The sequence below is a fragment of the Metabacillus dongyingensis genome (genome assembly GCF_019933155.2).
In the GTDB taxonomy this organism is placed as follows: domain Bacteria; phylum Bacillota; class Bacilli; order Bacillales; family Bacillaceae; genus Bacillus_P; species Bacillus_P dongyingensis.
The window spans coordinates 4,551,346-4,572,545 of sequence record NZ_CP082944.1 but is presented as its reverse complement, the minus strand read 5'-3'; the positions used below and the strand labels follow the sequence as shown (position 1 = coordinate 4,572,545).

Below are 21,200 nucleotides of genomic sequence, written 5' to 3'. Positions count from 1 at the left end.
AAAGGAGGAAATTTCAATCATGGCAGTAAAAATTGGTATTAACGGTTTTGGACGTATCGGACGTAACGTATTTCGTGCAGCACTTAAAAATCCTAATGTGGATGTTGTAGCGGTTAACGACTTAACAGACGCTAACATGCTTGCTCACCTTTTAAAATATGACTCAATTCATGGCAGATTAGATGCTGACGTGAAAGTAGACGGAAACAACCTTGTTGTTGACGGTAAAACAATCCAAGTATCAGCAGAGCGCGATCCTGCAAAATTATCTTGGGGCGAACGCGGAGTAGAAGTAGTTGTTGAATCAACTGGTTTCTTCACTAAGCGTGCAGACGCTGCGAAGCACTTAGAAGCTGGCGCTAAAAAAGTAATCATCTCTGCTCCTGCAACAGATGAAGACATCACAATTGTTATGGGAGTTAACCATGACAAATATGACGCTGCAAGCCATGATGTAATCTCTAATGCATCTTGTACTACTAACTGCTTAGCGCCATTCGCTAAAGTTCTAAACGACAAATTCGGCATCAAACGCGGTATGATGACAACTGTTCACTCATACACTAACGATCAGCAAATTCTTGACTTGCCGCATAAAGACTACCGTCGTGCTCGTGCAGCAGCTGAAAACATCATCCCTACTTCAACTGGAGCAGCTAAAGCAGTATCTCTAGTATTGCCTGAGCTTAAAGGTAAATTAAACGGCGGAGCTATGCGTGTTCCAACTCCAAACGTTTCTTTAGTAGACTTAGTTGCTGAACTTGACACTAACGTAACAGCTGAAGAAGTAAATGCAGCATTCAAAGAAGCTTCTGAAGGCGCATTAAAAGGAATTCTTAACTACAGCGAAGAGCCATTAGTTTCTGGCGACTACAATGGCGACCCAGCTTCTTCTACAATCGATGCTTTATCTACAATGGTTATGGAAGAAAGCATGGTAAAAGTAATCTCTTGGTACGACAATGAGTCTGGCTACTCTAACCGTGTAGTAGACCTTGTTGATTACATCGCTTCTAAAGGTCTTTAATCCTTAAGTCTCCTGAGGCTTGGATTCAAAGCAAAACTAAGGTTATAATGAAAGCAAGGGGAAGGGGAATACAGGCCCCCTCCCTTTTGCTTTGTATGCCATACCATTCCAATTAAAGGAGGAATTCCTGAAGATGAACAAAAAGTCAGTAAAAGACATCGAGGTTAAAGGGAAAGTTGTCTTCTGCCGTGTAGATTTCAACGTGCCGATGAAAGATGGCAAAGTAACAGATGACACACGCATTCGCGCAGCTATACCAACTATTCAGTACTTAACAGAGCAAGGTGCTAAGGTTCTATTAGCAAGCCATTTAGGCCGTCCAAAAGGACAAGTTGTTGAGGAGCTTCGTTTAAACGCAGTTGCAGAGCGTCTTCAAGAATTACTTGGCAAAAATGTAGCGAAAGCAGACGAAGCTTATGGCGACTCTGTAAAAGCTGAAATCTCTAAGATGCAGGAAGGCGACGTACTTCTATTAGAAAACGTTCGTTTCTACCCTGGTGAAGAGAAGAATGATCCTGAGCTTGCAAAAGCATTTGCTGAACTTGCTGATGTCTATGTAAATGACGCTTTCGGAGCAGCACACCGTGCACATGCTTCTACAGCAGGCATTGCAGACCACATTCCGGCAGTTGCAGGTTTCCTTTTGGAAAAAGAATTAGAAGTATTGGGCAAAGCATTATCAAACCCTGAGCGTCCGTTCACAGCAATTATCGGCGGAGCTAAAGTAAAAGACAAAATCGGTGTGATTGATCACCTCTTAGATAAAGTGGATAACTTGATCATCGGCGGCGGACTTGCTTATACATTCATTAAAGCAATGGGCCACGAGGTTGGGAAATCTCTTCTTGAAGAAGATAAAGTCGAGCTTGCTAAATCCTTCATGGAAAAGGCGGAAAAGAACGGCGTTAACTTCTATATGCCAGTTGACGTAGTTGTAGCTGATGATTTTTCAAACGATGCAAATATTAAAGTTGTGCCGATCGACAGCATTCCAAGTGACTGGGAAGGCTTAGATGCTGGACCAAAATCCCGCGAAATCTATAAAGATGTTATCAGTAATTCAAAGCTTGTGATCTGGAACGGACCGCTTGGCGTATTTGAATTAGATGCATTTGCAGAAGGTACAAAGTCTGTGGCTGTAGCACTTTCAGAAGCAAAAGATACATATACAGTCATCGGCGGAGGAGATTCTGCTGCTGCAGTTGAGAAATTCAACATGGCAGATAAAATGGATCACATTTCAACAGGCGGCGGAGCATCTCTTGAATTCATGGAAGGTAAAGAGCTTCCAGGAGTTGTCGCTTTAAACGATAAATAAATTCTTGTTTGTTAAGGACGGTGTGCGTGATGAGAAAGCCAATTATCGCTGGTAACTGGAAAATGAACAAAGTAATGGGCGAAGCAGCAGCATTCATTGAAGAAGTAAAAGGCTTAGTTCCTTCTGCTGACAAAATTGAATCTGTAGTTTGTGCACCTGCACTCTTTTTAGACCGCCTTGTAGAGGCTGCTAATGGAACTGATGTGAAAATCGGTGCCCAAAACATGCATTTCGAAGAAAATGGTGCATTTACAGGCGAAACTAGCCCTGTGGCACTTAAAGACTTAGGCGTAAGCTACGTGATCCTTGGTCACTCAGAGCGCCGCGAAATGTTTGCTGAAACAGATGAAACAGTAAACAAAAAGACAGCTGCTGCTTTCAAGCATGGTCTTGTGCCGATCGTATGCTGCGGCGAAACGCTTGAAGAACGTGAAGCAGGCAAAACAAACGATCTTGTAGGAGATCAAGTAACAAAAGCACTTGCTGGTTTATCAGACGAGCAATTGAAAGAAGTTGTCATTGCATATGAGCCAATCTGGGCAATCGGCACTGGCAAATCTTCTTCTGCAAAAGATGCAAATGACGTGTGTTCACACATCCGTTCAGTTGTGGCAGATCAGTTCTCTAAAGAAGTAGCTGAAGCAGTACGCATTCAATACGGCGGCAGCGTAAAGCCTGAGAACATTAAAGAATACATGGCAGAGTCTGACATCGACGGCGCTTTAGTCGGCGGAGCAAGTCTTGAGCCGCAATCTTTCTTACAGCTTTTGGAGGCAGGACAACATGAGTAAGAAACCGGTAGCCTTAATTATCCTTGACGGGTTTGCACTTCGCAGCGAAGAAAAGGGTAATGCGGTTATTCATGCGAAAAAACCAAACTTTGACCGTTACTGGAATCAGTATCCTCATGCTACTTTAACGGCAAGCGGCGAAGCAGTCGGTTTGCCTGAAGGCCAGATGGGGAATTCAGAAGTAGGGCATTTGAACATTGGTGCCGGACGTATCGTCTATCAAAGCTTAACGCGTGTGAACGTAGCCATTCGTGAAGGTCAATTTGAGAAAAATGAAACCTTCATTTCAGCAATGAATCACGTTAAAGAAAACGGCACAAACCTTCATATCTTTGGATTGCTTTCTGATGGAGGGGTTCATAGTCACATTGACCATCTTTTTGCTTTGCTGAGACTGGCAAAAGAAGAAGGCGTCAAGAATGTTTACATCCATGGCTTCCTTGACGGCCGTGATGTTGGCCCGCAAACAGCAGAAGGCTATATTAAGCAATTAAACGAAAAGATCGAAGAGTATGGTGTTGGTGCAATTGCAACCCTCTCAGGCCGTTATTATTCCATGGACCGCGACAAGCGCTGGGATCGTGTTGAGAAAGCGTACCGCGCTATGGTATACGGTGAGGGCCCAACTTATACGAATCCGCTTGACTTAGTGGAAGATTCATATAAAAATGGAATCCACGACGAGTTCGTTCTTCCTTCAGTTATGACGAAAGAAGACGGCTCTCCTGTTGCAACAATCAGCGAGAACGATGCGGTTATTTTTTATAATTTCCGTCCGGATCGCGCAATTCAGATTTCGAACACATTTACAAACGAAGACTTCCGTTCATTTGACCGTGGACCAAAGCATCCGAAAAACCTGCATTTTGTATGTTTGACTCATTTTAGTGAAACAGTAGATGGGTATGTTGCTTTTAAAGCAACGAACTTAGATAACACACTAGGTGAAGTTCTATCGCAAAACGGGTTAACCCAGCTTCGGATTGCTGAAACGGAAAAATACCCTCACGTAACATTTTTCATGAGCGGCGGACGTGAAGCAGCATTCCCGGGTGAAGAACGCATTCTAATTGATTCACCAAAAGTCGCAACCTATGATTTGAAGCCTGAGATGAGTGCCTACGAAGTAACGGACGCGTTGCTTGGCGAAATCGAAGCTGACAAGCATAATGCGATTATCCTGAATTTTGCCAACCCGGATATGGTTGGACATTCAGGGATGCTTGAACCGACTGTTAAAGCAATAGAAACAGTTGATGAATGTCTTGGCAAAATTGTTGATGCGATTGTTGCTAAAGGCGGAACGGCTATTATTACAGCGGACCATGGAAATGCAGATGAAGTGACAACCCTAGAAGGTACACCGATGACAGCACATACAACAAATCCAGTTCCTGTAATCGTAACAAAGGAAGTTGCAGGCTTAAGAGAAGATGGAATTCTTGGTGATTTAGCGCCAACCATGCTTGACTTGCTTGGAGTAGACCTTCCGAAAGAAATGACAGGTAAATCATTAATTAAAAAATAACCATTTAAAAGGAGAGAAATAAATTATGCCATACATTGTTGATGTATTTGCTCGCGAAGTATTAGACTCACGCGGTAACCCGACAGTTGAAGTAGAAGTACACACAGAAACAGGTGCTATGGGACGTGCATTGGTTCCATCTGGCGCATCTACTGGTGAATATGAAGCAGTAGAATTACGTGACGGCGACAAATCCCGTTACCTGGGAAAAGGCGTATTGAACGCTGTTAAAAACGTTAACGAAGTAATCGCTCCTGAATTATTAGGATTCGACGTAACTGAGCAAGTTGCAATCGATCACCTTCTAATCGAGCTTGACGGTATGGAAAACAAAGGTAAATTAGGTGCGAACGCAATCCTTGGTGTATCTATGGCAGCAGCTCGTGCAGCAGCTGAATTCTTAGGTCTTCCACTTTACCAATACCTTGGCGGATTCAACGCTAAAACATTGCCAGTGCCAATGATGAACATCATCAACGGCGGAGAGCATGCTGATAACAACGTTGACATTCAAGAATTCATGGTTATGCCGGTTGGAGCTGAAGATTTCCACGAAGCACTTCGCATGGGTGCTGAAATTTTCCACAGCCTGAAATCAGTTCTTCAAGGCAAAGGCCTTAACACAGCTGTAGGTGACGAAGGCGGATTCGCTCCAAACCTTGGATCAAACGAAGAAGCTCTACAAACAATCATCGAAGCAATCGAAAAAGCTGGCTACAAACCAGGCGAGCAAGTAAAACTTGCTATGGACGTTGCAGCTTCTGAAATCTTCAACAAAGAAGACGGCAAATACCACCTATCAGGCGAAGGTGTTGTAAAAACATCTGCTGAAATGGTAGACTTCTACGAAGATTTAGTTTCTAAATACCCAATCATCTCTATCGAAGACGGCTTAGATGAAAACGACTGGGAAGGCCACAAACTATTAACTGAGCGCCTTGGCGACAAAGTTCAATTAGTTGGTGACGATCTATTCGTAACAAACACTAAGAAGCTTTCTGAAGGTATTGAAAAAGGAATCAGCAACTCAATCCTTATCAAAGTGAACCAAATCGGTACATTAACTGAAACATTTGATGCAATCGAAATGGCTAAACGCGCTGGCTACACAGCTGTAATCTCTCACCGTTCTGGTGAAACAGAAGACAGCACAATTGCTGACATCGCTGTAGCAACAAACGCTGGCCAAATCAAAACAGGTGCTCCTTCACGTACTGACCGTGTTGCAAAATACAACCAGCTTCTTCGCATTGAAGATCAGCTTGGTGACACAGCTAGATACGATGGAATCCACACTTTCTACAACTTAAGAAAATAATTTGTATGTATGAAAACCGCCCGGGATTTTGTTTCCGGGCGGTTTTTTTGTGGTGAAAAGGACTTCGCCTCCAATAATATGGTGAATGCAGCAAAAATAGAGTCCTTCGACCTTAAGGAAGTGCGCCAAAACGGAGTTAGCAGCACAAAGAGGGCACTCCGGCAGGAAGGAAGTGCGGCAACATGGAGTTTGAAGCACAAAGAAGGCTCTTCGGCAGGAAGAAAGTGTGCCAAAAAGGAGTTTGCAGCACAAAGAAGGTACTCCTGCAGGAAGGAAGTGCGCCAAAAAGGAGTTAGCAGCACAAAGAAGGCACTCCGGCAGGAAGGAAGTGCGCCAAAAAGGAGTTTGCAGCACAAAGAAGGCACTCCGGCAGGAAGGAAGTGCGCCAAAAAGGAGTTTGCAGCACAAAGAAGGTACTCCGGCAGGAAGGAAGTGCGCCAAAACGAAGTTAGCAGCACAATGTAGGCTCTCGGGCAGGAAGGAAGTGCGCCAAAAAGGAGTTAGCAGCACAAAGAAGGCACTCCTGCAGGGAGGAAGTGCGGCAACACGGAGTTTGAAGCACAAAGAATGCACTCCGGCAGGAAGGAAGTGCGCCAAAAAGGAGTTAGCAGCACAAAGAAAGCTCTCCGGTAGGAAGGAAGTGCGCCAAAACGAAGTTTAAAGCACAAAGAATGCTCTCCGGCAGGAAGGAAGTGCGCCAAAACGAAGTATGCAGCACAAAGAAGGCACTCCAGCAGGAAGGAAGTGCGCCAAAACGAAGTATGCAGCACAAAGAAGGCACTCCGGCAGGGAGGAAGTGCGCCAAAAAGGAGTTAGCAGCCAAAGAAGGCACTCCGGCAGGGAGGAAGTGCGCCAATTATAAAATAGAAAAAACAAACTTAACTTTATCATTGTACATCCGCATAATTAGTAGTTTTTCCATGCCCGACTCTAACAAAATTCTCCCTGAGAATTCTTTGAATCGATCTTTTATTCTTTATATTTCCACACCAATCGTCTATTTGGTCCGCGGTTATTTTCTTGTCAGGGAAAAGCAGTTTGAATTCATTCACGCACCTTAAAACAGCTTCCTTATAGATCTCCGTTTCGTTACAATCACTGCACAGCAATAGTGTTTTTTTATATAACGAAAGATTTAATTTTCCGCATTTCCCACAAACAATCCCCTTTCTAACTTCTTCATACCTATACTCTGGCAAGCGCGAGTAAGGAGATTCATTCATGTGAAGTGACAAAAGCTTTTCCGCAAGCTTCGGGTAAACCCCGTTTGAAGCTATCGCGTTTTTATTAAATTTCTCTGCATAACGATTTAATTGGGAAGGATAAATAATTGGTAAAGTAGGGGGAGCTTGATAAAGATGAAATTCGTGGTTTATAAACACAACATACGCTTCAACTGAAAACGAGAATTTATTTTCCTGCAGCAATCTCCTGAACAAAGATTCGTTTCTTTTTAGCTGTAAAATGGGATTTTTGATTTCGAGCTTTGAAGATGAATACCATTTCTCTCCTTCAATAAAGAAATCTCCTGCATAGTTTTTCACCTCGAAAAGGTAAATTGTGTGAGGAGCAACGTACAAGGAATCTATCTGATAAAATGTATTGTTTGTCTCAAACAAAAGGTCATTCAAAAGGACCCCATCACTCTCACTTGCGTTAATCCAATCATCAAACCTCTTCTCCCCTTCATACCCTTTCAAAAGGTTATCAAAGTGAGTTTTGTCTTTTGGAACCAGATCCATTCGAGAACTCAAGCTCTTATAAATCTTTAACTCTAATGGTTCACATCTCTCTTTCATTATCAATTATGATACCTCCTTTATCACATCATAAAATGAGCATAAAAATACCGCAAATCTCCAAAATCCAATTTTTCAGCGGCAATTCTCATATCCATCCAATAAAAAAACAGCATCCTAAAAAAAAGACGCTGTTTAACCAGAAGACGAAGCTTCATGTTTGTTGAGTTTATGACGATACCTGAATTCTTCATAGGCTCCTGACCCCAAGATGACGCCAGTAACAATGAAGCAAAGTCCGACTAAGTGAGAAGGCAAAATGGCTTCTTTTAAAATAAGAGCAGATCCTGCGAGAGCAAAAAATGTGCTCAGATTCATAAAGATGGATGTTTCTGCAGGACCGACCATTCCAATTGCAAAATTATATGTCATATGCCCGATCGCGGTTGCGAGAATGGCTGATGCGAAAAAGACTCCCCATACAGCAGGTGTACCATGAAAGAGGCTCTTTATTCCTTCAGGTTCAGTAAACAAACTGATGACAAATAGGATCATTGAGCCGAAGAAAAGCATATAGCCTGTCATTAAGCGAGGATCAAGTGTCCGGCACGCTTTTTTAATAATAATGAAGCTGCAGGCCTGTGTGAAAATAGATATGAAGATATAGATATCTCCCGTATTCATGCTGCTGATGCCTTTGCTTCCTGCTAAAATGGTAAATCCTACTCCAGTCAGTCCCAGCACAAAACCTGTAAATCGTATGACTGTCAGTCTTTGATTCAGAAAGAGAATGGATAAGATGGCTGTAAGCATAGGACCAAGGCCAAGTATCAAGCCTCCATTTGTAGAAGTGGTCATTGTCAGTCCTACTGAAAGGAAATAGTGATGGCACACAACGTTCAGCAGGCCGCCGCCTGCAATATACATCGTTTCCTTGGCAGTCGGTTTGCGAAGAAGTTTTAAAAAGGATAAGATAATGAGTACACAAATACTTGCAGTAAAAATTCGTACGGCTGTTACCGTAACAGGCATAAAGCTTTCAACAATGATTTTGAGTAAAGGCACGTTAAGTCCCCATATGAGCATAACACCGATCAAGATAAGATAGATGCGCGTGTTCTTCAAGGTTTTCCCTTCTTTCTGCCAAACTATCTAAGTAGCATATCATATAAGAAGCTTTTCCCTCAAAAGAATTGTTTCGTGAGGCTAAGAATAAAGATGGGACATACATTCGAATGATAGTGACATTTGGCTTTCAATATGGTAAATTGAAAATAATGCTAACCGGGTTTTAGGAGGTGTCGTCCATGCACATTTTATTAATCACATTACTTGTAATTGTAAGTATTGCTCTTATTACTGTTGTTTTACTTCAGTCAGGGAAAAGTGCTGGTTTATCAGGTGCTATCTCCGGAGGAGCTGAACAGCTTTTCGGGAAACAAAAAGCACGCGGAATGGATTTGGTGCTTCATCGTGCGACAGTCGTGTTATCAGTTCTCTTTTTTATACTGACGATTGCGGTTTCGTACGCTGGATTTTAATACATGACATTGATCGAATGGGGGTCTGATTCTTATCAGACTCCCTTTTGTCATTTATCCAGAATCCCTTAATGATTCAACATTTTTGCCCTTTAATCAAACGTTTGTTTAAATAGAAACAGATGATGGAACATTATAAAAAGATACTTACATAAAAGGAGTTTTTAAAATGAAGAGAGTATGGCCAAAACCATTTACATTTGAAGGCGGAGACCGTGCCGTCCTGCTTCTGCACGGTTTTACGGGCAACACAGCTGACGTAAGGATGCTTGGACGCTATTTGAATGAGAGAGGGTATACTTGTCACGCCCCTCAATACAAAGGCCATGGTGTACCGCCTGAAGAGCTTGTTCACACTGGTCCTGAAGATTGGTGGAAGGACGTGATGGACGGCTATAATCTGCTGAAAGAGCGCGGGCATAAATCGATCGCGGTTGCCGGTTTATCCCTTGGCGGTGTGTTTTCTGTCAAATTGGGTTACACTGTACCTGTAAAGGGTATTGTTCCGATGTGTGCCCCTATGTATATCAAGAGTGAAGATGTGATGTACAAGGGGATTTTAGAGTATGCCCGCAACTTTAAGAAATTCGAAGGAAAATCAGAAGCAGAAATCGAAGAGGAAATGAAACAATTTGAAAAAACGCCAATGAATACTCTTAGGGCTCTTCAGGAACTGATTGCAGATGTAAGAAATAATGTGGATATGGTTTATTCGCCGGCATTTGTCGCTCAAGCAAGACATGACCACATGATTAATACAGATAGTGCAAATATTATTTATAACGAAGTAGAATCTAATAACAAGTATTTAAAATGGTACGAAGAATCAGGACATGTCATCACACTGGATAAAGAGCGCGATCAGCTCCATGCAGATGTGCATGAGTTTTTAGAAAGTCTTGATTGGCAATAATCCCAAAAGGAGGGACGCAAATGGATAATAATATGAAGATACATATTGATAAACTGCTTTCTTTTATGAAAGAAGAAGCATACAAGCCTTTAACCGTTCAGGAGCTTGAAGAAGCGTTTGGAATTGAGGATTCTTCTGAATTCAAGGAGTTTGTAAAAGCTCTTGTGATGATGGAGGAACAAGGTCTGATTGTGCGCACAAGAAGCAACCGCTACGGCTTGCCGGAACGAATGAATTTAATTCGAGGAAAAGTCAGCGGACATGCTAAAGGATTTGCATTTGTTATTACAGAGGATCCAAATCAAGGAGATGTGTTTATTCCGCCGAGTGAGCTAAATAACGCCATGCACGGGGATACTGTCCTGGTCAGAGTCAGCACCGAATCGAGCGGGAGCAGACAGGAAGGCACAGTAATCCGCATTGTAGAGCGCGGTCTGAAAGAGGTTGTCGGAACTTATACAGAGAGTAAAAACTTTGGTTTTGTCATCCCCGATGATAAAAAGATTCCAAATGATATTTTCATCCCTAAAAAAGCTTCAAATGGAGCAATTGAAGGACACAAAGTGGTTGTTCACCTGACAACATACCCAGAAGGAAGAATGAGTGCAGAAGGAGAAGTCATTGCGATTCTTGGACATAAAAACGATCCAGGCGTTGATATTCTATCTGTTATTCATAAGCATGGTCTTCCGCAGGCTTTCCCGGTAGAAGTATTAGAACAGGCCAATGATGTTCCTGAAACAATCAGTGAAGAAGATATCAAGGGCCGCAGGGATCTTCGCAATGAGGTCATTGTCACAATTGACGGTGCGGATGCAAAAGATCTGGATGATGCAGTTACCGTTACAGAGCTTGAAAATGGAAATTACAAATTAGGAGTTCATATCGCGGATGTCAGTCACTATGTAACAGAGAACTCTCCAATTGATAAGGAAGCATTAGAGCGCGCAACGAGCGTTTATTTAGTTGACCGCGTTATTCCGATGATTCCGCACCGTTTATCAAATGGCATTTGTTCCCTTAATCCAAAGGTGGATCGCCTGACGCTCTCTTGTGAGATGGAAATCAACAGTCAAGGGGAAGTTGTAAAGCACGAAATTTTCCAGAGCGTAATCAAAACGACAGAGCGCATGACATATTCTGATGTAAAGGAAATACTGGTTGATCAAAAGCCAGAACTGCTTGAGAAATATGAATCGCTAGTACCAATGTTTCAAAGGATGGAAAAGCTTGCGCAAATACTCCGGAATAAAAGGATGACCCGCGGGGCAATTGACTTTGATTTTAAAGAAGCAAAAGTGCTGGTTGATAAAGAAGGAAAGCCTCATGATGTTGTCATACGTGAACGCACTGTTGCTGAACGTTTGATTGAAGAATTCATGCTGCTTGCAAACGAAACAGTCGCAGAGCATTTCCATTGGATGAATGTGCCGTTTATTTACCGCATACATGAAGAACCTAATGCAGAAAAACTGCAGCGATTCCTGGAATTTGTAACGAACTTTGGATACGCCGTAAAAGGAACAGCAAACACAATTCACCCTCGTGCCCTACAGGATATTTTAGATGATGTAGCGGGACAGCCTGAGGAAATGGTTATATCCACTGTCATGCTGAGATCGATGAAGCAGGCTAAATATGATCCGGAAAGTCTGGGGCATTTTGGTCTTTCAACGGAGTTCTATACTCATTTCACATCACCGATCCGCCGTTATCCGGATTTAATTGTCCATCGCTTAATCCGCACCTACTTAATTGAAGGCAAGGTGGATGAAGCAACAAAAACAAAATGGGCAGAAAAAATGGACATGATCGCGGATCAATCATCGAATATGGAACGCCGGGCAGTTGATGCTGAGCGTGAAACAGATGACCTGAAGAAAACGGAATACATGCTTGATAAAGTCGGGGAAGAATATGACGGGATTATCAGCTCAGTAACGAACTTTGGAATGTTCGTTGAGCTTCCTAATACAATCGAAGGTCTTGTTCACGTCAGCTATCTGACCGACGACTATTACCGTTATGATGAGCGGAATTATGCGATGATCGGCGAACGGACAGGTAACGTCTACCGCATCGGTGATGAGATTACAGTACGCGTTGTGAATGTAAACAAAGATGAACGTGCTGTAGATTTCGAAATTGTCGGCATGAAAGGGACAAGACGCCGCCAGCCAAGTGATGCTCCTAAAGTAATCAAAGGAGACCGCGGCAAAAGAAGCGGTGCTAAAGAGGGCAGAGGCAGAAGAAAATCATCAGATGAAGGCAAGAAACCTGCAGAGCGAAGCGGCAGTATTGATGATGGCTGGAGCAATCAAAATCCGAATAAAAAGAAAAAGAAGAAAAAATCGTTTCAAAATGCTCCTGCAAGTAAACGAAAAGTAAAAAAGAAAAAACGTTAAATAGAAAACATTTAGGATGGGAGCCTCTCTGGGCTTCCTTTTCCATTCATATTTTGTTAAAATATAGCCTATCGTTATAGAGAGAGAAAGGGGATGCAGCATGCCTAAAGGATCTGGAAAAGTCGTTGCTCAAAATAAAAAAGCAAATCATGACTATTCGATTGAAGAAACGTATGAAACAGGCATTGTTTTGCAGGGGACGGAAATTAAAGCCATACGTGCTGGACGCGTTAACTTAAAGGACGCTTTCGCAAGAGTGCAGCAGGGAGAGGTTTTCCTTCATAACATGCATATCTCGCCATACGAACAAGGCAACCGCTATAATCATGAGCCCCTTAGAACAAGAAAGCTATTGCTTCACCGCAAAGAAATCAGCAAGCTGATCGGACTTACAAAAGAAGAGGGCTATGCGCTTGTTCCCTTGAAAGTTTACCTGAAAAACGGTTTTGCTAAGGTTTTGCTTGGCTTAGGCAAGGGTAAAAAGAAATATGACAAACGTGAAGACTTGAAGAAAAAAGAAGCGAAACGCGAAGTGGAACGAGCTTTCCGCGACCGTCAGAAGGACTACTGATTGACAATAACTTACAATTGATTTCTTGTTCCTATCTGATATAATAGAACTTGTAAGACAAACAGCACAATTTCATATCCGCTCTGATCTTTCATGAGCGTTTCCGTTTCCCTTTAAGGGACTTCCCATAGTGAAGCTGGATTAACTTCCATGCCGATCTTACAATCATGGGGACGTTACGGATTCGACAGGGATAGTTCGAGCTTTAGTTGCGAGTCGAGGGGATCGTCCTCGTTAAAACGTCACGCCAATAATAACTGGCAAATCTAACAACAACTTCGCTTTAGCTGCTTAATAACAGACTATAGCGGTTCCTCCCTCCATCGCCCATGTGGTAGGGTAAGGGACTCACTCTAAGTGGGCTACGCCTGATGCCTCCGTCTGGGGATAAAGGAAGAGACCAATCAGACTAGCTGCTCCGACGCCCGTTGATAGGCATAAGAGTTAGCGAACTGCGAATATATCAACTACACTCGTAGACGCTTTAGTGGCGATGTTTCTGGACGTGGGTTCGACTCCCACCGTCTCCACCATACATATTTTGGTGAAAAAATAACAATGTGTGATTTTTACCCATAATACTGCCGGATAGGTAAAGATATACTTAAAACTTTCGGCAAAAATATTCTTTAAATTACTTTAATTTAACTAATTAACATTGAGTACCTAACTAATGACTAGGTGCTCTTTTTATTTTGTTGTAAATTACACATCAATCATTGTAAACATAAGACAGTTTAATAAAAACTTGAAAGTTTAATTCGGAAGGAATTGGTCACTGAAAGTAGGATAAAACCTCATCGTTTTCACACCAGAGAAACCGGGAACCTACATATACAGCTGCTGGAGGGGAATAATCCGCGGTGTAATCATTTTGAAAGAAGCATAGGAGGAAGTAAAAGCTCCATAATGAAAATCGGCTGTATCCAATGGGGATAGCTGGTTTTAAAAATATTTAGAAAAGCCAGTTGACTGTCAACCTACTACGTGTTACGATATACCTGTAGTAGGTCACACTGGATACCAACACCACTGAATAGTGAAGTTGCAAAAATATTTCAAGAAAAATAGTTGACACCCCTGCTACTCGGTGTTACAATGTACTTGTAATAAGCAATACTTAATAGCGTAATTTCCCAAAAGCTATTAAGTAAAAATTTTCTTTAGTACTAAGTTATACTGAATATAAGTCAGACAAAATAGAGGAGGCCCTGAACATGGGAAATTTAACTGAAATGCTGAAGGGTTCGCTGGAAGGCGTGATTTCCCAAAAGCTATTCAGTAAAAATTTTCTTTAGTACTAAGTTATACTGAATATAAGTCGGAAAGAATAGAGGAGGCGCTGAACATGGAAAATTTAACTGAAATGCTGAAGGGTTCGCTGGAAGGCTGTGTGCTGGAAATCATCAGCCGCCATGAAACCTATGGCTACGAGATCACCCGCCGCCTGAATCAGCTTGGGTTTACCGAAGTCGTGGAAGGGACTGTCTACACCATCCTCGTGCGATTAGAAAAGAAAAAACTGGTGAACGTAGAAAAGAAACCGTCAGATATGGGGCCGCCCCGCAAGTTTTACTCACTTAATGAGGCTGGCCGCCAGGAACTTGAATTTTTTTGGAAAAAATGGGATTTTGTATCATCAAAAATCAACGTCTTGAAGTCAATCTAGCTTCATAAGATATTCCGTACGATATTTTTGGAGTGTCTTGTTCAGCTTTATTAAAAAGGAGGAAAAATAACATGATGGAAATGTTCAAAAAAATGATTGGTGATAAAAAAGAGTACAAAATGATGATGGCACGGGTTGAAGCCCTGCCAGAGGACTACCAGTTTGTATTTAAGAAAATTCAAAACTACATGTGGAATTTCTCAGCGGGCAGCGGGATGGATATGCTGCACATACAGTATGAATTAATCGAGTTGTTCGAAGCCGGTGCGGCAGAAGGCAGACAAGTGCTGGAAATCACTGGGGACGACGTGGCGTCCTTTGCCGACGAACTAGTGGCAAACGCTAAAACCTATGTCGCCAAGTATCGTGAAGATTTGAATCAGAGTATCAAGAAGCGATTGGGAAAAAAATAAATTCAATAGATAATACCGACTGAATAGCTGGTTACAAATGTGAATTGCCACCTTCGTTATTCAGTTATATTTTCAACCAGTAATAAGTTATACTGATTATCAGTCAGACTAAATAGTAGAGTATAGGCAATCTAGCTCCGCAAGGCGCTTATTATAAGGAGGAAAAAAGTATGAGCAATGCAGCGATTTCTGTAAAAGGGTTAAAAAAATCCTTTAAAGACAAGGAAGTCTTAAAGGGGGTGGATTTTGAGGTGCGGCGCGGCGAAATTTTCGCACTGCTGGGCTCAAATGGAGCGGGCAAGACGACGACGGTCAACATCCTCTCGACGCTGATGAAGGCCGATGGCGGCGAAGTAGGTGTTAGCGGCTTTGACGTCCAGCGTCAACCGGATCATGTTCGCCAGAGCATCAGCCTGACAGGGCAGTTCGCAGCTTTAGACGGCATGCTCACCGGGCGGGAAAACCTGATGATGATCGCCAAGTTGCGGGGAGTTTCCAATCCCGCTCAAGTCGCCGACAATCTGCTTGCAAGATTCAGCCTGACCGATGCAGCCAACCGCCGGGCGGACCAATATTCCGGCGGGATGAAGCGCCGGCTTGACATCGCCATGAGCCTGATCGGGACGCCATCAGTCATTTTTCTCGACGAACCGACGACAGGGCTTGACCCCGAAGCGCGGATTGAAGTCTGGGATACCGTCAAGGAGCTTGCCGGCGGCGGCACGACCATCTTGCTGACGACCCAGTACCTGGAGGAAGCCGAACAACTGGCGGACCGTATCGCCATCCTGCATGGCGGAAAAATCATCACGACCGGTACCCTTAACGAACTCAAAGAGATGTTCCCGCCGGCGAAAGTGGAGTACATCGAAAAGCAGCCGACATTGGAGGAAATTTTCCTCGCGATCATCGGCAAAAAGGAGGAGAAGTAAATGAAAAGCAAAACAGGGGTATTACTAGGGCGTTTAATGCGCAACATCACGCGCAGCCCGGATACGATTATCACGGTGGCGATTACGCCGATTATGATGCTGCTGCTGTTTGTCTACGTATTTGGCGGCGCCATAGAGACAGGCACGGACAACTACGTCAATTATTTATTGCCGGGAATCTTGCTGATGGCTATCGCATCCGGCGTCGCTTACACTTCCGTCCGGCTGTTTACGGATGTAAAGAGCGGGCTGATGGCGCGTTTCATTACCATGCCCATCAAACGCTCGTCGGTATTGTGGGCTCACGTGTTGACCTCGCTTGTTTCCAATGCGCTTACTATCGTGGTGGTTATCCTCGTCGCGCTCTTGATGGGCTTCCGTTCCAGCGCTGATATCCTGGATTGGCTCGCGGTAGCCGGGATACTCGGGCTGTTTACGCTGGCGCTGACATGGCTGGCGGTCATTCCCGGATTGACAGCGAGGTCTATGGAAGGGGCGACAGCCTACTCGTACCCGCTGATTTTCCTGCCGTTTATCAGTTCGGCCTTTGTCCCCACCGAAACCATGCCTAAAATTGTCCGTGCGTTCGCTGAGAACCAGCCCGTGACTTCAATCGTGAATGCGATTCGTGCCCTCTTGTATGATGGGTCTGTTGGCAACGGCATCTGGATCGCGCTTGCCTGGTGCGTCGGAATCATGGTCATCGCTTACTTCTTCGCCAGTAAAGCATTTAAACGCCAGTTAGGGTAAGGACACCACTATGGGATTAGCCATATCAATAGTCAGCCGCTGCGATGAATGCATTTGCTATCACATGGAAGGCTGCTTAAATGCCGGGGGCAACCATCGACGAAACCATGGAAACCCTCAAAATTGGTGTGATTGGTGGCGGCTCGATCACTTATCCCAACGCGAGGTTTGCCATGCATGCTTTAGAAGAATTTACAGCTTGTAGTGCTCTTTCTCAGGAGGAGAAATTAAAAGAATAAAGCCCATAGATATAATTCACAGTAAAAGAGTAGATTCTGAAGCAAAACCGATTTGGTAATCAATGTCATTAACTTAAGGAACTATGGATTACATTTCAGTTGGAATGTGATTCATAGTTTTTTTCGATTGAACTTGCTTTTAGTTGATACTTTAGTTGAAAAAGGATATTTAACCAGAATCAATAAAAAAGAGAACAACAGAAGTGATCTGATGCTCCCAAATTCCACTAACATATCTTAATCCTTACTTGTAAACCTTCATCGGTAGATAAGTTAAGGACTGTCCCGTAGCTGAAGCAGTTAAATTTTTTTCTAATTCAAACTCATTTACTGGTTCGATACGAGAAAACTTTTGTAAGAATGCCTCAAGTGCAATTTTCATTTCTAATCGTGCAAGAGGTGCACCTAAACAGAAATGTGGACCATTTCCGAATGTCAAATGCTTTTTATTGTTTGAACGATGAATGTCTAGAGAGAAAGGATCGTCAAACATATTTTCATCCATGTTGGATGCACTCATCCACGCGATGACTACGTCTCCTTTTTTTAACTCAACGCCTAATAAATTATTGTCTTGTTTTACAGTACGATCTCTTCGTGACATTTGAAAACGGTATCGGAGCATTTCTTCAACTGCGTGCGGCACTAATTCCAAATTATTTTTTAGCACCCCATATAATGACTCATCATCATAGAGAAATGAATAGAAAGTATTGGCGATCGCATGGCTGGTTGTTTCAACACCCGCACCTAAAAGCAACATTGTGACCTGCACTATTTCCTCATCCGTATACTTTTCACCATCTACCTCAACTTGGATTAAGTCAGAGATAATATCGTCAGAAAGATTCAAACGTTTTTGAACAACTATAGGGTAGAGATATTGGAAATATTCGTTTGCGGCGTTTTGTTTTTCTAGTTCAATTTCTTCCAGCCTTTCTTTGTCGTAAGGTTGGAAAAGGATATCAACCCATTTTTTGAATTGATGCCTATCTTGTATTGGTACCCCAAATAAATCGGCTATAACTAGACTGGGTAAAGGAGACGCCAAGGCTTCAACTATATTAACATCAGAGTTCTCTTTTATGTCTTCTACAAGTTCAGCTGCAATCTGTTGAATACGAGGTTCCCAGTTTTTCAAGCTGCGGGGAGTGAAAGCTGCTGCCAATAAAGAGCGACTCTTCCTATGTTGAGGAGGGTCCATATTTGTAATGTTTATAGGAGAAGGCTTTTCTTGTTTGTTATTAGCTCCAACAAAAATAGTTGTTCTAGATCCTTCACTTGAAAAGAATTCATAGTTGCTTAAAACCTGTTTAACATCTTCATATTTAAACACATTCCATGTATTTGTTTTTTCATGATAATAAACAGGATGATGGTGCAACATTTCTTTATACCAATCAATCGGAAAAAATTCCTCTGCACGTGACTGGAAATTTGTGATTTCTTTAATTGGAATGACTTCTTTATTCATAATAATTCTATTCCTCCTTCAAAATGGATTACACAACTTGCCTTTACTTTTTAATAAAGTATCATACCGGTGTGACCACTCCCTAATTCCACATTACTCTAATCAGAGTAATTTTTATAGAGTAAATGGAAATAGGACATGGAACCTGCATATGGTTGGAATTCGGTTTTAATTAGCGTTGATTTCTGGTCTTCGATGATGTCAACAGCTATACATAATAAGAAAATGGAACGATTCGATTGTATAAAGCGGAAGTATGACGAAGCTTAATATGATAAAATTTAAGGGTTTAAAGAATTTTTATCTGAAAGGAGAATTCCTCTTGTCTCTTTCATTATTTATACTCGGGAGTTTAGCCGATGAAAATAGTCATCCTTACAAATTAAAGAAAATTTTGCTTGATGCACTACCTATAAATAAAATGAGTGAAGGAAAATTTTACTATAACTTTGAGGCGCTGAAGAAAAAAGGATTCATTGAACCTGTCGAATCCATTCAGAAAGAAAATCGTCCAAACAAAACCCTGTACAGGATTACTCAGGATGGAAGACATTTTCTTGAACAAGAGATTTACAGCAGTTATAAAAAAGTTTCAAAGGTAGAAGACCTATACATATCCATTTATCTGTTGAAATATATTGATCCAGTTAAAGCCGCTTTTTATCTAGAGGATGCTATCAAACAAGAAAAGAAAAGATGGACTCAATATAGAGAGACTAAAAATAAAGAAGAAATCAAAAAACGTCTTGCACTCCTCGGTGAAAAACAGCAGAAGTCTGTACAATTTATTAGTGAACATGCATTTAGCCAAGCAGAGCAAAATATTCGCTGGATGGAAAAGCTCTTAACTTTTTTAAAGCAGATCGATGATTGAAAAAAGCAGAATCTCTATGTCTGCGTATAGGGATTCTGCTTGAATATTATTTTCTCTTAAGATGATAACCTTTGAATTTTTTTACCTTCATTCAGGGGGTGAGCCAGAAAAGAGGAATCATACGCAAGCAATGAGTACCCAAATTCAGGGGTGAACCAGAAAAGGGGAATCATACGCACTCAATGAGTACCCAAATTCAGGGGTGAGCCAGAAAAGAGGAATCATACGCACTCAATGAGTACTCAAATTCAGGGTTGAGCCAGAAAAGAGGAATCATACGCAAGCAATGAGTACCCAAATTCAGGGTTGAGCCAGAAAAGGGGAATCATACGCACTCAATGAGTACCCAAATTCAGGGTTGAGCCAGAAAAGGGGAATCATACGCACTCAATGAGTACTCAACGTCATCGGTTTGCTGTACCGTAATTAGCCGAGACTGACGTAAACCACATTTTTATTCCTGTTTTATATCACTACTAAATTCTGGATTAAATATATTAATTTGTATAAAAACATCCCATTACAGCAGAGTAAATCAGCAATGTTGAAAAGCAGTTTCAGATAGACAAAGAACACGAGAAGTTTGCAGAATTTATGAGAGGCTATGTTTCAACTAGAATAGAGCACACAATTTATTGGCTTGAAGAGTTAATTAAACGAATTAATCAAGGGGGAAATATCATTATTGTAGTTTGGTCCATAAAGGAATGAGTTCTTTCAGTTAATGAAAAAAGGGAAGAAGTATTTCTACCTTCTTCCCTTTTTTTATAGTTTGAACATTTTATCTACCCGAAATATATACAGCAGTTAGGAAATATTCTTTAATTCCTCAGTTAATCGCATGAATTCTTCTTTGTTTTTATTTTGTAGCGAGTGATCAATTTCTTTTTGGATTTGCTCTTTACGGAAATTAAGAAGAGCTTTGTCTAACACCATTTCGGCGAATAAAGAATCCAGGATTTTTACTTCAGGTTGTTGTGGGGGATTAAGCAAATACTTTTTTTCCATAAGCACTCATCTCCTTACCCTTTTTTCTATTATAAAGATAAATATCGAAATATTCAAATATTTAAATGTAGTAAAATTTGGATGGAAGGTAAAGCAACTTATTGGAGGTATATAATAAGCTTCGCTGTTGCATATTATGGTGATTTGTTGAGGATATAGAACTGCATCAGGAGGATTAATAGGAGAAGGGCAGCATTTCATAGGGACACTATTGGTTGCATATACCCCAAAGGGATGCTTTTGATTAGATACAGATTTTCTCATTTCAAAAAAAGTGGAAGATGTAAGCTTTCTGCTCACATCTTCAAACCAGTTATCCTATATTAACGGGCAGTGTCCTAATGAAAGTGAATCGAAGGTTGGGTAAATTGCCGCAAAGGTCCGTTTGCTCAACAAACCATCAGTGGGGGTGTAGCAAAAGCTCCACTGATGAAAGTTCCATTTTATTTGGATTGTTCCTTTTCTTTATCGTCTGAAATTAAATCCTTAGCAGAGCTTTTAAATTCGCGCAGTGTGCTGCCAAAGGCCCGTCCAATTTCAGGTAACTTAGATGGACCAAATATGATGAGAGCAATGATCAAAATTAAGATTAATCCGGGTATGCCGATATTTTGAAACATGCTGTTCCCTCCTTGAAATATGATTAATGATCTTATATACAGTTCTATATTTTAAATTTTAAGATATTAC

The 21,200-nt window shown here is 41.8% G+C and carries 21 protein-coding genes and 1 other RNA gene; 17 read left to right on the top strand and 5 right to left on the bottom strand.

The window, feature by feature from the left end; translation table 11 throughout:
* The first annotated feature begins 19 nt into the window (after positions 1 to 19).
* The 6 genes from gap to K8L98_RS22640 all read left to right on the top strand — a co-directional run bounded on the left by gap (position 20) and on the right by K8L98_RS22640 (position 6,447).
* Positions 20 to 1,027 carry a type I glyceraldehyde-3-phosphate dehydrogenase gene (gene gap / locus K8L98_RS22665; RefSeq protein WP_223438273.1) on the top strand — a complete coding sequence of 336 codons (1,008 nt, stop codon included), beginning with the start codon at positions 20 to 22 and terminating at the stop codon, positions 1,025 to 1,027.
* A gap of 133 nt (positions 1,028 to 1,160) precedes the next feature.
* Positions 1,161 to 2,345: a phosphoglycerate kinase gene (locus K8L98_RS22660; RefSeq protein ID WP_223438266.1), complete on the top strand. Its 1,185-nt coding sequence runs from the start codon at positions 1,161 to 1,163 to the stop codon at positions 2,343 to 2,345.
* Positions 2,346 to 2,374: 29 nt separating this feature from the next.
* Positions 2,375 to 3,136: a triose-phosphate isomerase gene (gene tpiA / locus K8L98_RS22655; protein WP_223438263.1), complete on the top strand. Its 762-nt coding sequence runs from the start codon at positions 2,375 to 2,377 to the stop codon at positions 3,134 to 3,136.
* Positions 3,129 to 4,664 (top strand): 2,3-bisphosphoglycerate-independent phosphoglycerate mutase, encoded by a 1,536-nt coding sequence (gpmI, locus tag K8L98_RS22650; RefSeq protein WP_223438261.1) that lies wholly within the window; start codon positions 3,129 to 3,131, stop codon positions 4,662 to 4,664. The genes tpiA and gpmI overlap by 8 nt, the downstream gene beginning before the upstream one ends.
* A 25-nt stretch (positions 4,665 to 4,689) precedes the next feature.
* Complete coding sequence (gene eno, locus K8L98_RS22645) at positions 4,690 to 5,982, top strand: phosphopyruvate hydratase (protein WP_223438259.1); 1,293 nt, start codon at positions 4,690 to 4,692, stop codon at positions 5,980 to 5,982.
* Between the two features lie 9 nt (positions 5,983 to 5,991).
* Positions 5,992 to 6,447, top strand: coding sequence for a hypothetical protein (locus tag K8L98_RS22640; RefSeq protein ID WP_223438257.1), 456 nt, complete (start codon positions 5,992 to 5,994; stop codon positions 6,445 to 6,447).
* Positions 6,448 to 6,869: 422 nt separating this feature from the next.
* Here K8L98_RS22640 and K8L98_RS22635 read toward each other — a convergent pair whose 3' ends face one another.
* Entirely contained in the window at positions 6,870 to 7,781 is a 912-nt protein-coding gene (locus K8L98_RS22635; RefSeq protein WP_223443710.1) for a nuclease-related domain-containing protein, read from the bottom strand.
* Between the two features lie 135 nt (positions 7,782 to 7,916).
* Positions 7,917 to 8,846, bottom strand: coding sequence for a DMT family transporter (locus K8L98_RS22630; RefSeq protein WP_223438255.1), 930 nt, complete (start codon positions 8,844 to 8,846; stop codon positions 7,917 to 7,919).
* A gap of 182 nt (positions 8,847 to 9,028) precedes the next feature.
* Between K8L98_RS22630 and secG the strand changes: the two genes are divergently transcribed.
* The 10 genes from secG (at position 9,029) to K8L98_RS22580 (ending at position 17,154) form a co-directional block, all read left to right on the top strand.
* Complete coding sequence (gene secG / locus K8L98_RS22625) at positions 9,029 to 9,262, top strand: preprotein translocase subunit SecG (protein WP_070874455.1); 234 nt, start codon at positions 9,029 to 9,031, stop codon at positions 9,260 to 9,262.
* Between the two features lie 169 nt (positions 9,263 to 9,431).
* Positions 9,432 to 10,175, top strand: a complete 744-nt coding sequence (locus K8L98_RS22620; RefSeq protein ID WP_223438253.1) for an alpha/beta hydrolase — start codon at positions 9,432 to 9,434, stop codon at positions 10,173 to 10,175.
* 20 nt (positions 10,176 to 10,195) lie between these two features.
* Entirely contained in the window at positions 10,196 to 12,580 is a 2,385-nt protein-coding gene (gene rnr / locus K8L98_RS22615) for a ribonuclease R (protein ID WP_240549804.1), read from the top strand.
* Positions 12,581 to 12,680: 100 nt separating this feature from the next.
* Positions 12,681 to 13,151, top strand: coding sequence for an SsrA-binding protein SmpB (gene smpB / locus K8L98_RS22610; protein ID WP_223438251.1), 471 nt, complete (start codon positions 12,681 to 12,683; stop codon positions 13,149 to 13,151).
* 169 nt (positions 13,152 to 13,320) lie between these two features.
* Positions 13,321 to 13,684, top strand: a transfer-messenger RNA (tmRNA) gene (gene ssrA, locus K8L98_RS22605).
* A gap of 815 nt (positions 13,685 to 14,499) precedes the next feature.
* Entirely contained in the window at positions 14,500 to 14,820 is a 321-nt protein-coding gene (locus tag K8L98_RS22600) for a PadR family transcriptional regulator (RefSeq protein ID WP_223438249.1), read from the top strand.
* A gap of 71 nt (positions 14,821 to 14,891) precedes the next feature.
* Entirely contained in the window at positions 14,892 to 15,233 is a 342-nt protein-coding gene (locus K8L98_RS22595) for a DUF1048 domain-containing protein (RefSeq protein ID WP_223438247.1), read from the top strand.
* A 170-nt stretch (positions 15,234 to 15,403) separates the two neighbouring features.
* Complete coding sequence (locus K8L98_RS22590) at positions 15,404 to 16,165, top strand: ABC transporter ATP-binding protein (RefSeq protein ID WP_223438246.1); 762 nt, start codon at positions 15,404 to 15,406, stop codon at positions 16,163 to 16,165.
* The gene (locus K8L98_RS22585) at positions 16,166 to 16,915 is read left to right on the top strand and encodes an ABC transporter permease (protein WP_223438244.1); all 750 of its coding nucleotides are present in this window, start codon (positions 16,166 to 16,168) and stop codon (positions 16,913 to 16,915) included. It abuts the gene before it with no gap.
* 80 nt (positions 16,916 to 16,995) lie between these two features.
* Complete coding sequence (locus tag K8L98_RS22580; protein ID WP_223438242.1) at positions 16,996 to 17,154, top strand: hypothetical protein; 159 nt, start codon at positions 16,996 to 16,998, stop codon at positions 17,152 to 17,154.
* A gap of 244 nt (positions 17,155 to 17,398) precedes the next feature.
* On the opposite strand, the gene K8L98_RS22575 is transcribed toward K8L98_RS22580, so the two are convergent.
* On the bottom strand, positions 17,399 to 18,628 hold the full coding sequence (locus K8L98_RS22575) for a cytochrome P450 (RefSeq protein WP_223438240.1): 1,230 nt from the start codon (positions 18,626 to 18,628) through the stop codon (positions 17,399 to 17,401).
* 322 nt (positions 18,629 to 18,950) lie between these two features.
* Between K8L98_RS22575 and K8L98_RS22570 the strand changes: the two genes are divergently transcribed.
* Positions 18,951 to 19,502: a PadR family transcriptional regulator gene (locus K8L98_RS22570; protein WP_223438238.1), complete on the top strand. Its 552-nt coding sequence runs from the start codon at positions 18,951 to 18,953 to the stop codon at positions 19,500 to 19,502.
* Positions 19,503 to 20,309: 807 nt separating this feature from the next.
* Here the strand turns inward: K8L98_RS22570 and K8L98_RS22565 are convergent.
* Both K8L98_RS22565 and tatA read right to left on the bottom strand, forming a co-directional pair.
* Complete coding sequence (locus K8L98_RS22565) at positions 20,310 to 20,510, bottom strand: IDEAL domain-containing protein (protein ID WP_223438236.1); 201 nt, start codon at positions 20,508 to 20,510, stop codon at positions 20,310 to 20,312.
* 443 nt (positions 20,511 to 20,953) lie between these two features.
* Positions 20,954 to 21,130 (bottom strand): twin-arginine translocase TatA/TatE family subunit, encoded by a 177-nt coding sequence (gene tatA, locus K8L98_RS22560; protein WP_223438234.1) that lies wholly within the window; start codon positions 21,128 to 21,130, stop codon positions 20,954 to 20,956.
* Positions 21,131 to 21,200 lie beyond the last annotated feature (70 nt).

Bases quoted from the DNA above. Each gene is read 5' to 3' on its own strand.
- secG (WP_070874455.1), top strand. From the start codon at position 9,029: ATGCACATTTTATTAATCACATTACTTGTAATTGTAAGTATTGCTCTT.
- smpB (WP_223438251.1), top strand. From the start codon at position 12,681: ATGCCTAAAGGATCTGGAAAAGTCGTTGCTCAAAATAAAAAAGCAAAT.
- K8L98_RS22660 (WP_223438266.1), top strand. From the start codon at position 1,161: ATGAACAAAAAGTCAGTAAAAGACATCGAGGTTAAAGGGAAAGTTGTC.
- rnr (WP_240549804.1), top strand. From the start codon at position 10,196: ATGGATAATAATATGAAGATACATATTGATAAACTGCTTTCTTTTATG.
- K8L98_RS22575 (WP_223438240.1), bottom strand. From the start codon at position 18,628: ATGAATAAAGAAGTCATTCCAATTAAAGAAATCACAAATTTCCAGTCA.
- gpmI (WP_223438261.1), top strand. From the start codon at position 3,129: ATGAGTAAGAAACCGGTAGCCTTAATTATCCTTGACGGGTTTGCACTT.
- K8L98_RS22620 (WP_223438253.1), top strand. From the start codon at position 9,432: ATGAAGAGAGTATGGCCAAAACCATTTACATTTGAAGGCGGAGACCGT.
- tpiA (WP_223438263.1), top strand. From the start codon at position 2,375: ATGAGAAAGCCAATTATCGCTGGTAACTGGAAAATGAACAAAGTAATG.
- K8L98_RS22595 (WP_223438247.1), top strand. From the start codon at position 14,892: ATGATGGAAATGTTCAAAAAAATGATTGGTGATAAAAAAGAGTACAAA.
- K8L98_RS22590 (WP_223438246.1), top strand. From the start codon at position 15,404: ATGAGCAATGCAGCGATTTCTGTAAAAGGGTTAAAAAAATCCTTTAAA.
- K8L98_RS22635 (WP_223443710.1), bottom strand. From the start codon at position 7,781: ATGAAAGAGAGATGTGAACCATTAGAGTTAAAGATTTATAAGAGCTTG.
- gap (WP_223438273.1), top strand. From the start codon at position 20: ATGGCAGTAAAAATTGGTATTAACGGTTTTGGACGTATCGGACGTAAC.
- K8L98_RS22585 (WP_223438244.1), top strand. From the start codon at position 16,166: ATGAAAAGCAAAACAGGGGTATTACTAGGGCGTTTAATGCGCAACATC.
- K8L98_RS22580 (WP_223438242.1), top strand. From the start codon at position 16,996: ATGCCGGGGGCAACCATCGACGAAACCATGGAAACCCTCAAAATTGGT.
- eno (WP_223438259.1), top strand. From the start codon at position 4,690: ATGCCATACATTGTTGATGTATTTGCTCGCGAAGTATTAGACTCACGC.
- K8L98_RS22565 (WP_223438236.1), bottom strand. From the start codon at position 20,510: ATGGAAAAAAAGTATTTGCTTAATCCCCCACAACAACCTGAAGTAAAA.
- K8L98_RS22600 (WP_223438249.1), top strand. From the start codon at position 14,500: ATGGAAAATTTAACTGAAATGCTGAAGGGTTCGCTGGAAGGCTGTGTG.
- K8L98_RS22640 (WP_223438257.1), top strand. From the start codon at position 5,992: ATGAAAACCGCCCGGGATTTTGTTTCCGGGCGGTTTTTTTGTGGTGAA.
- tatA (WP_223438234.1), bottom strand. From the start codon at position 21,130: ATGTTTCAAAATATCGGCATACCCGGATTAATCTTAATTTTGATCATT.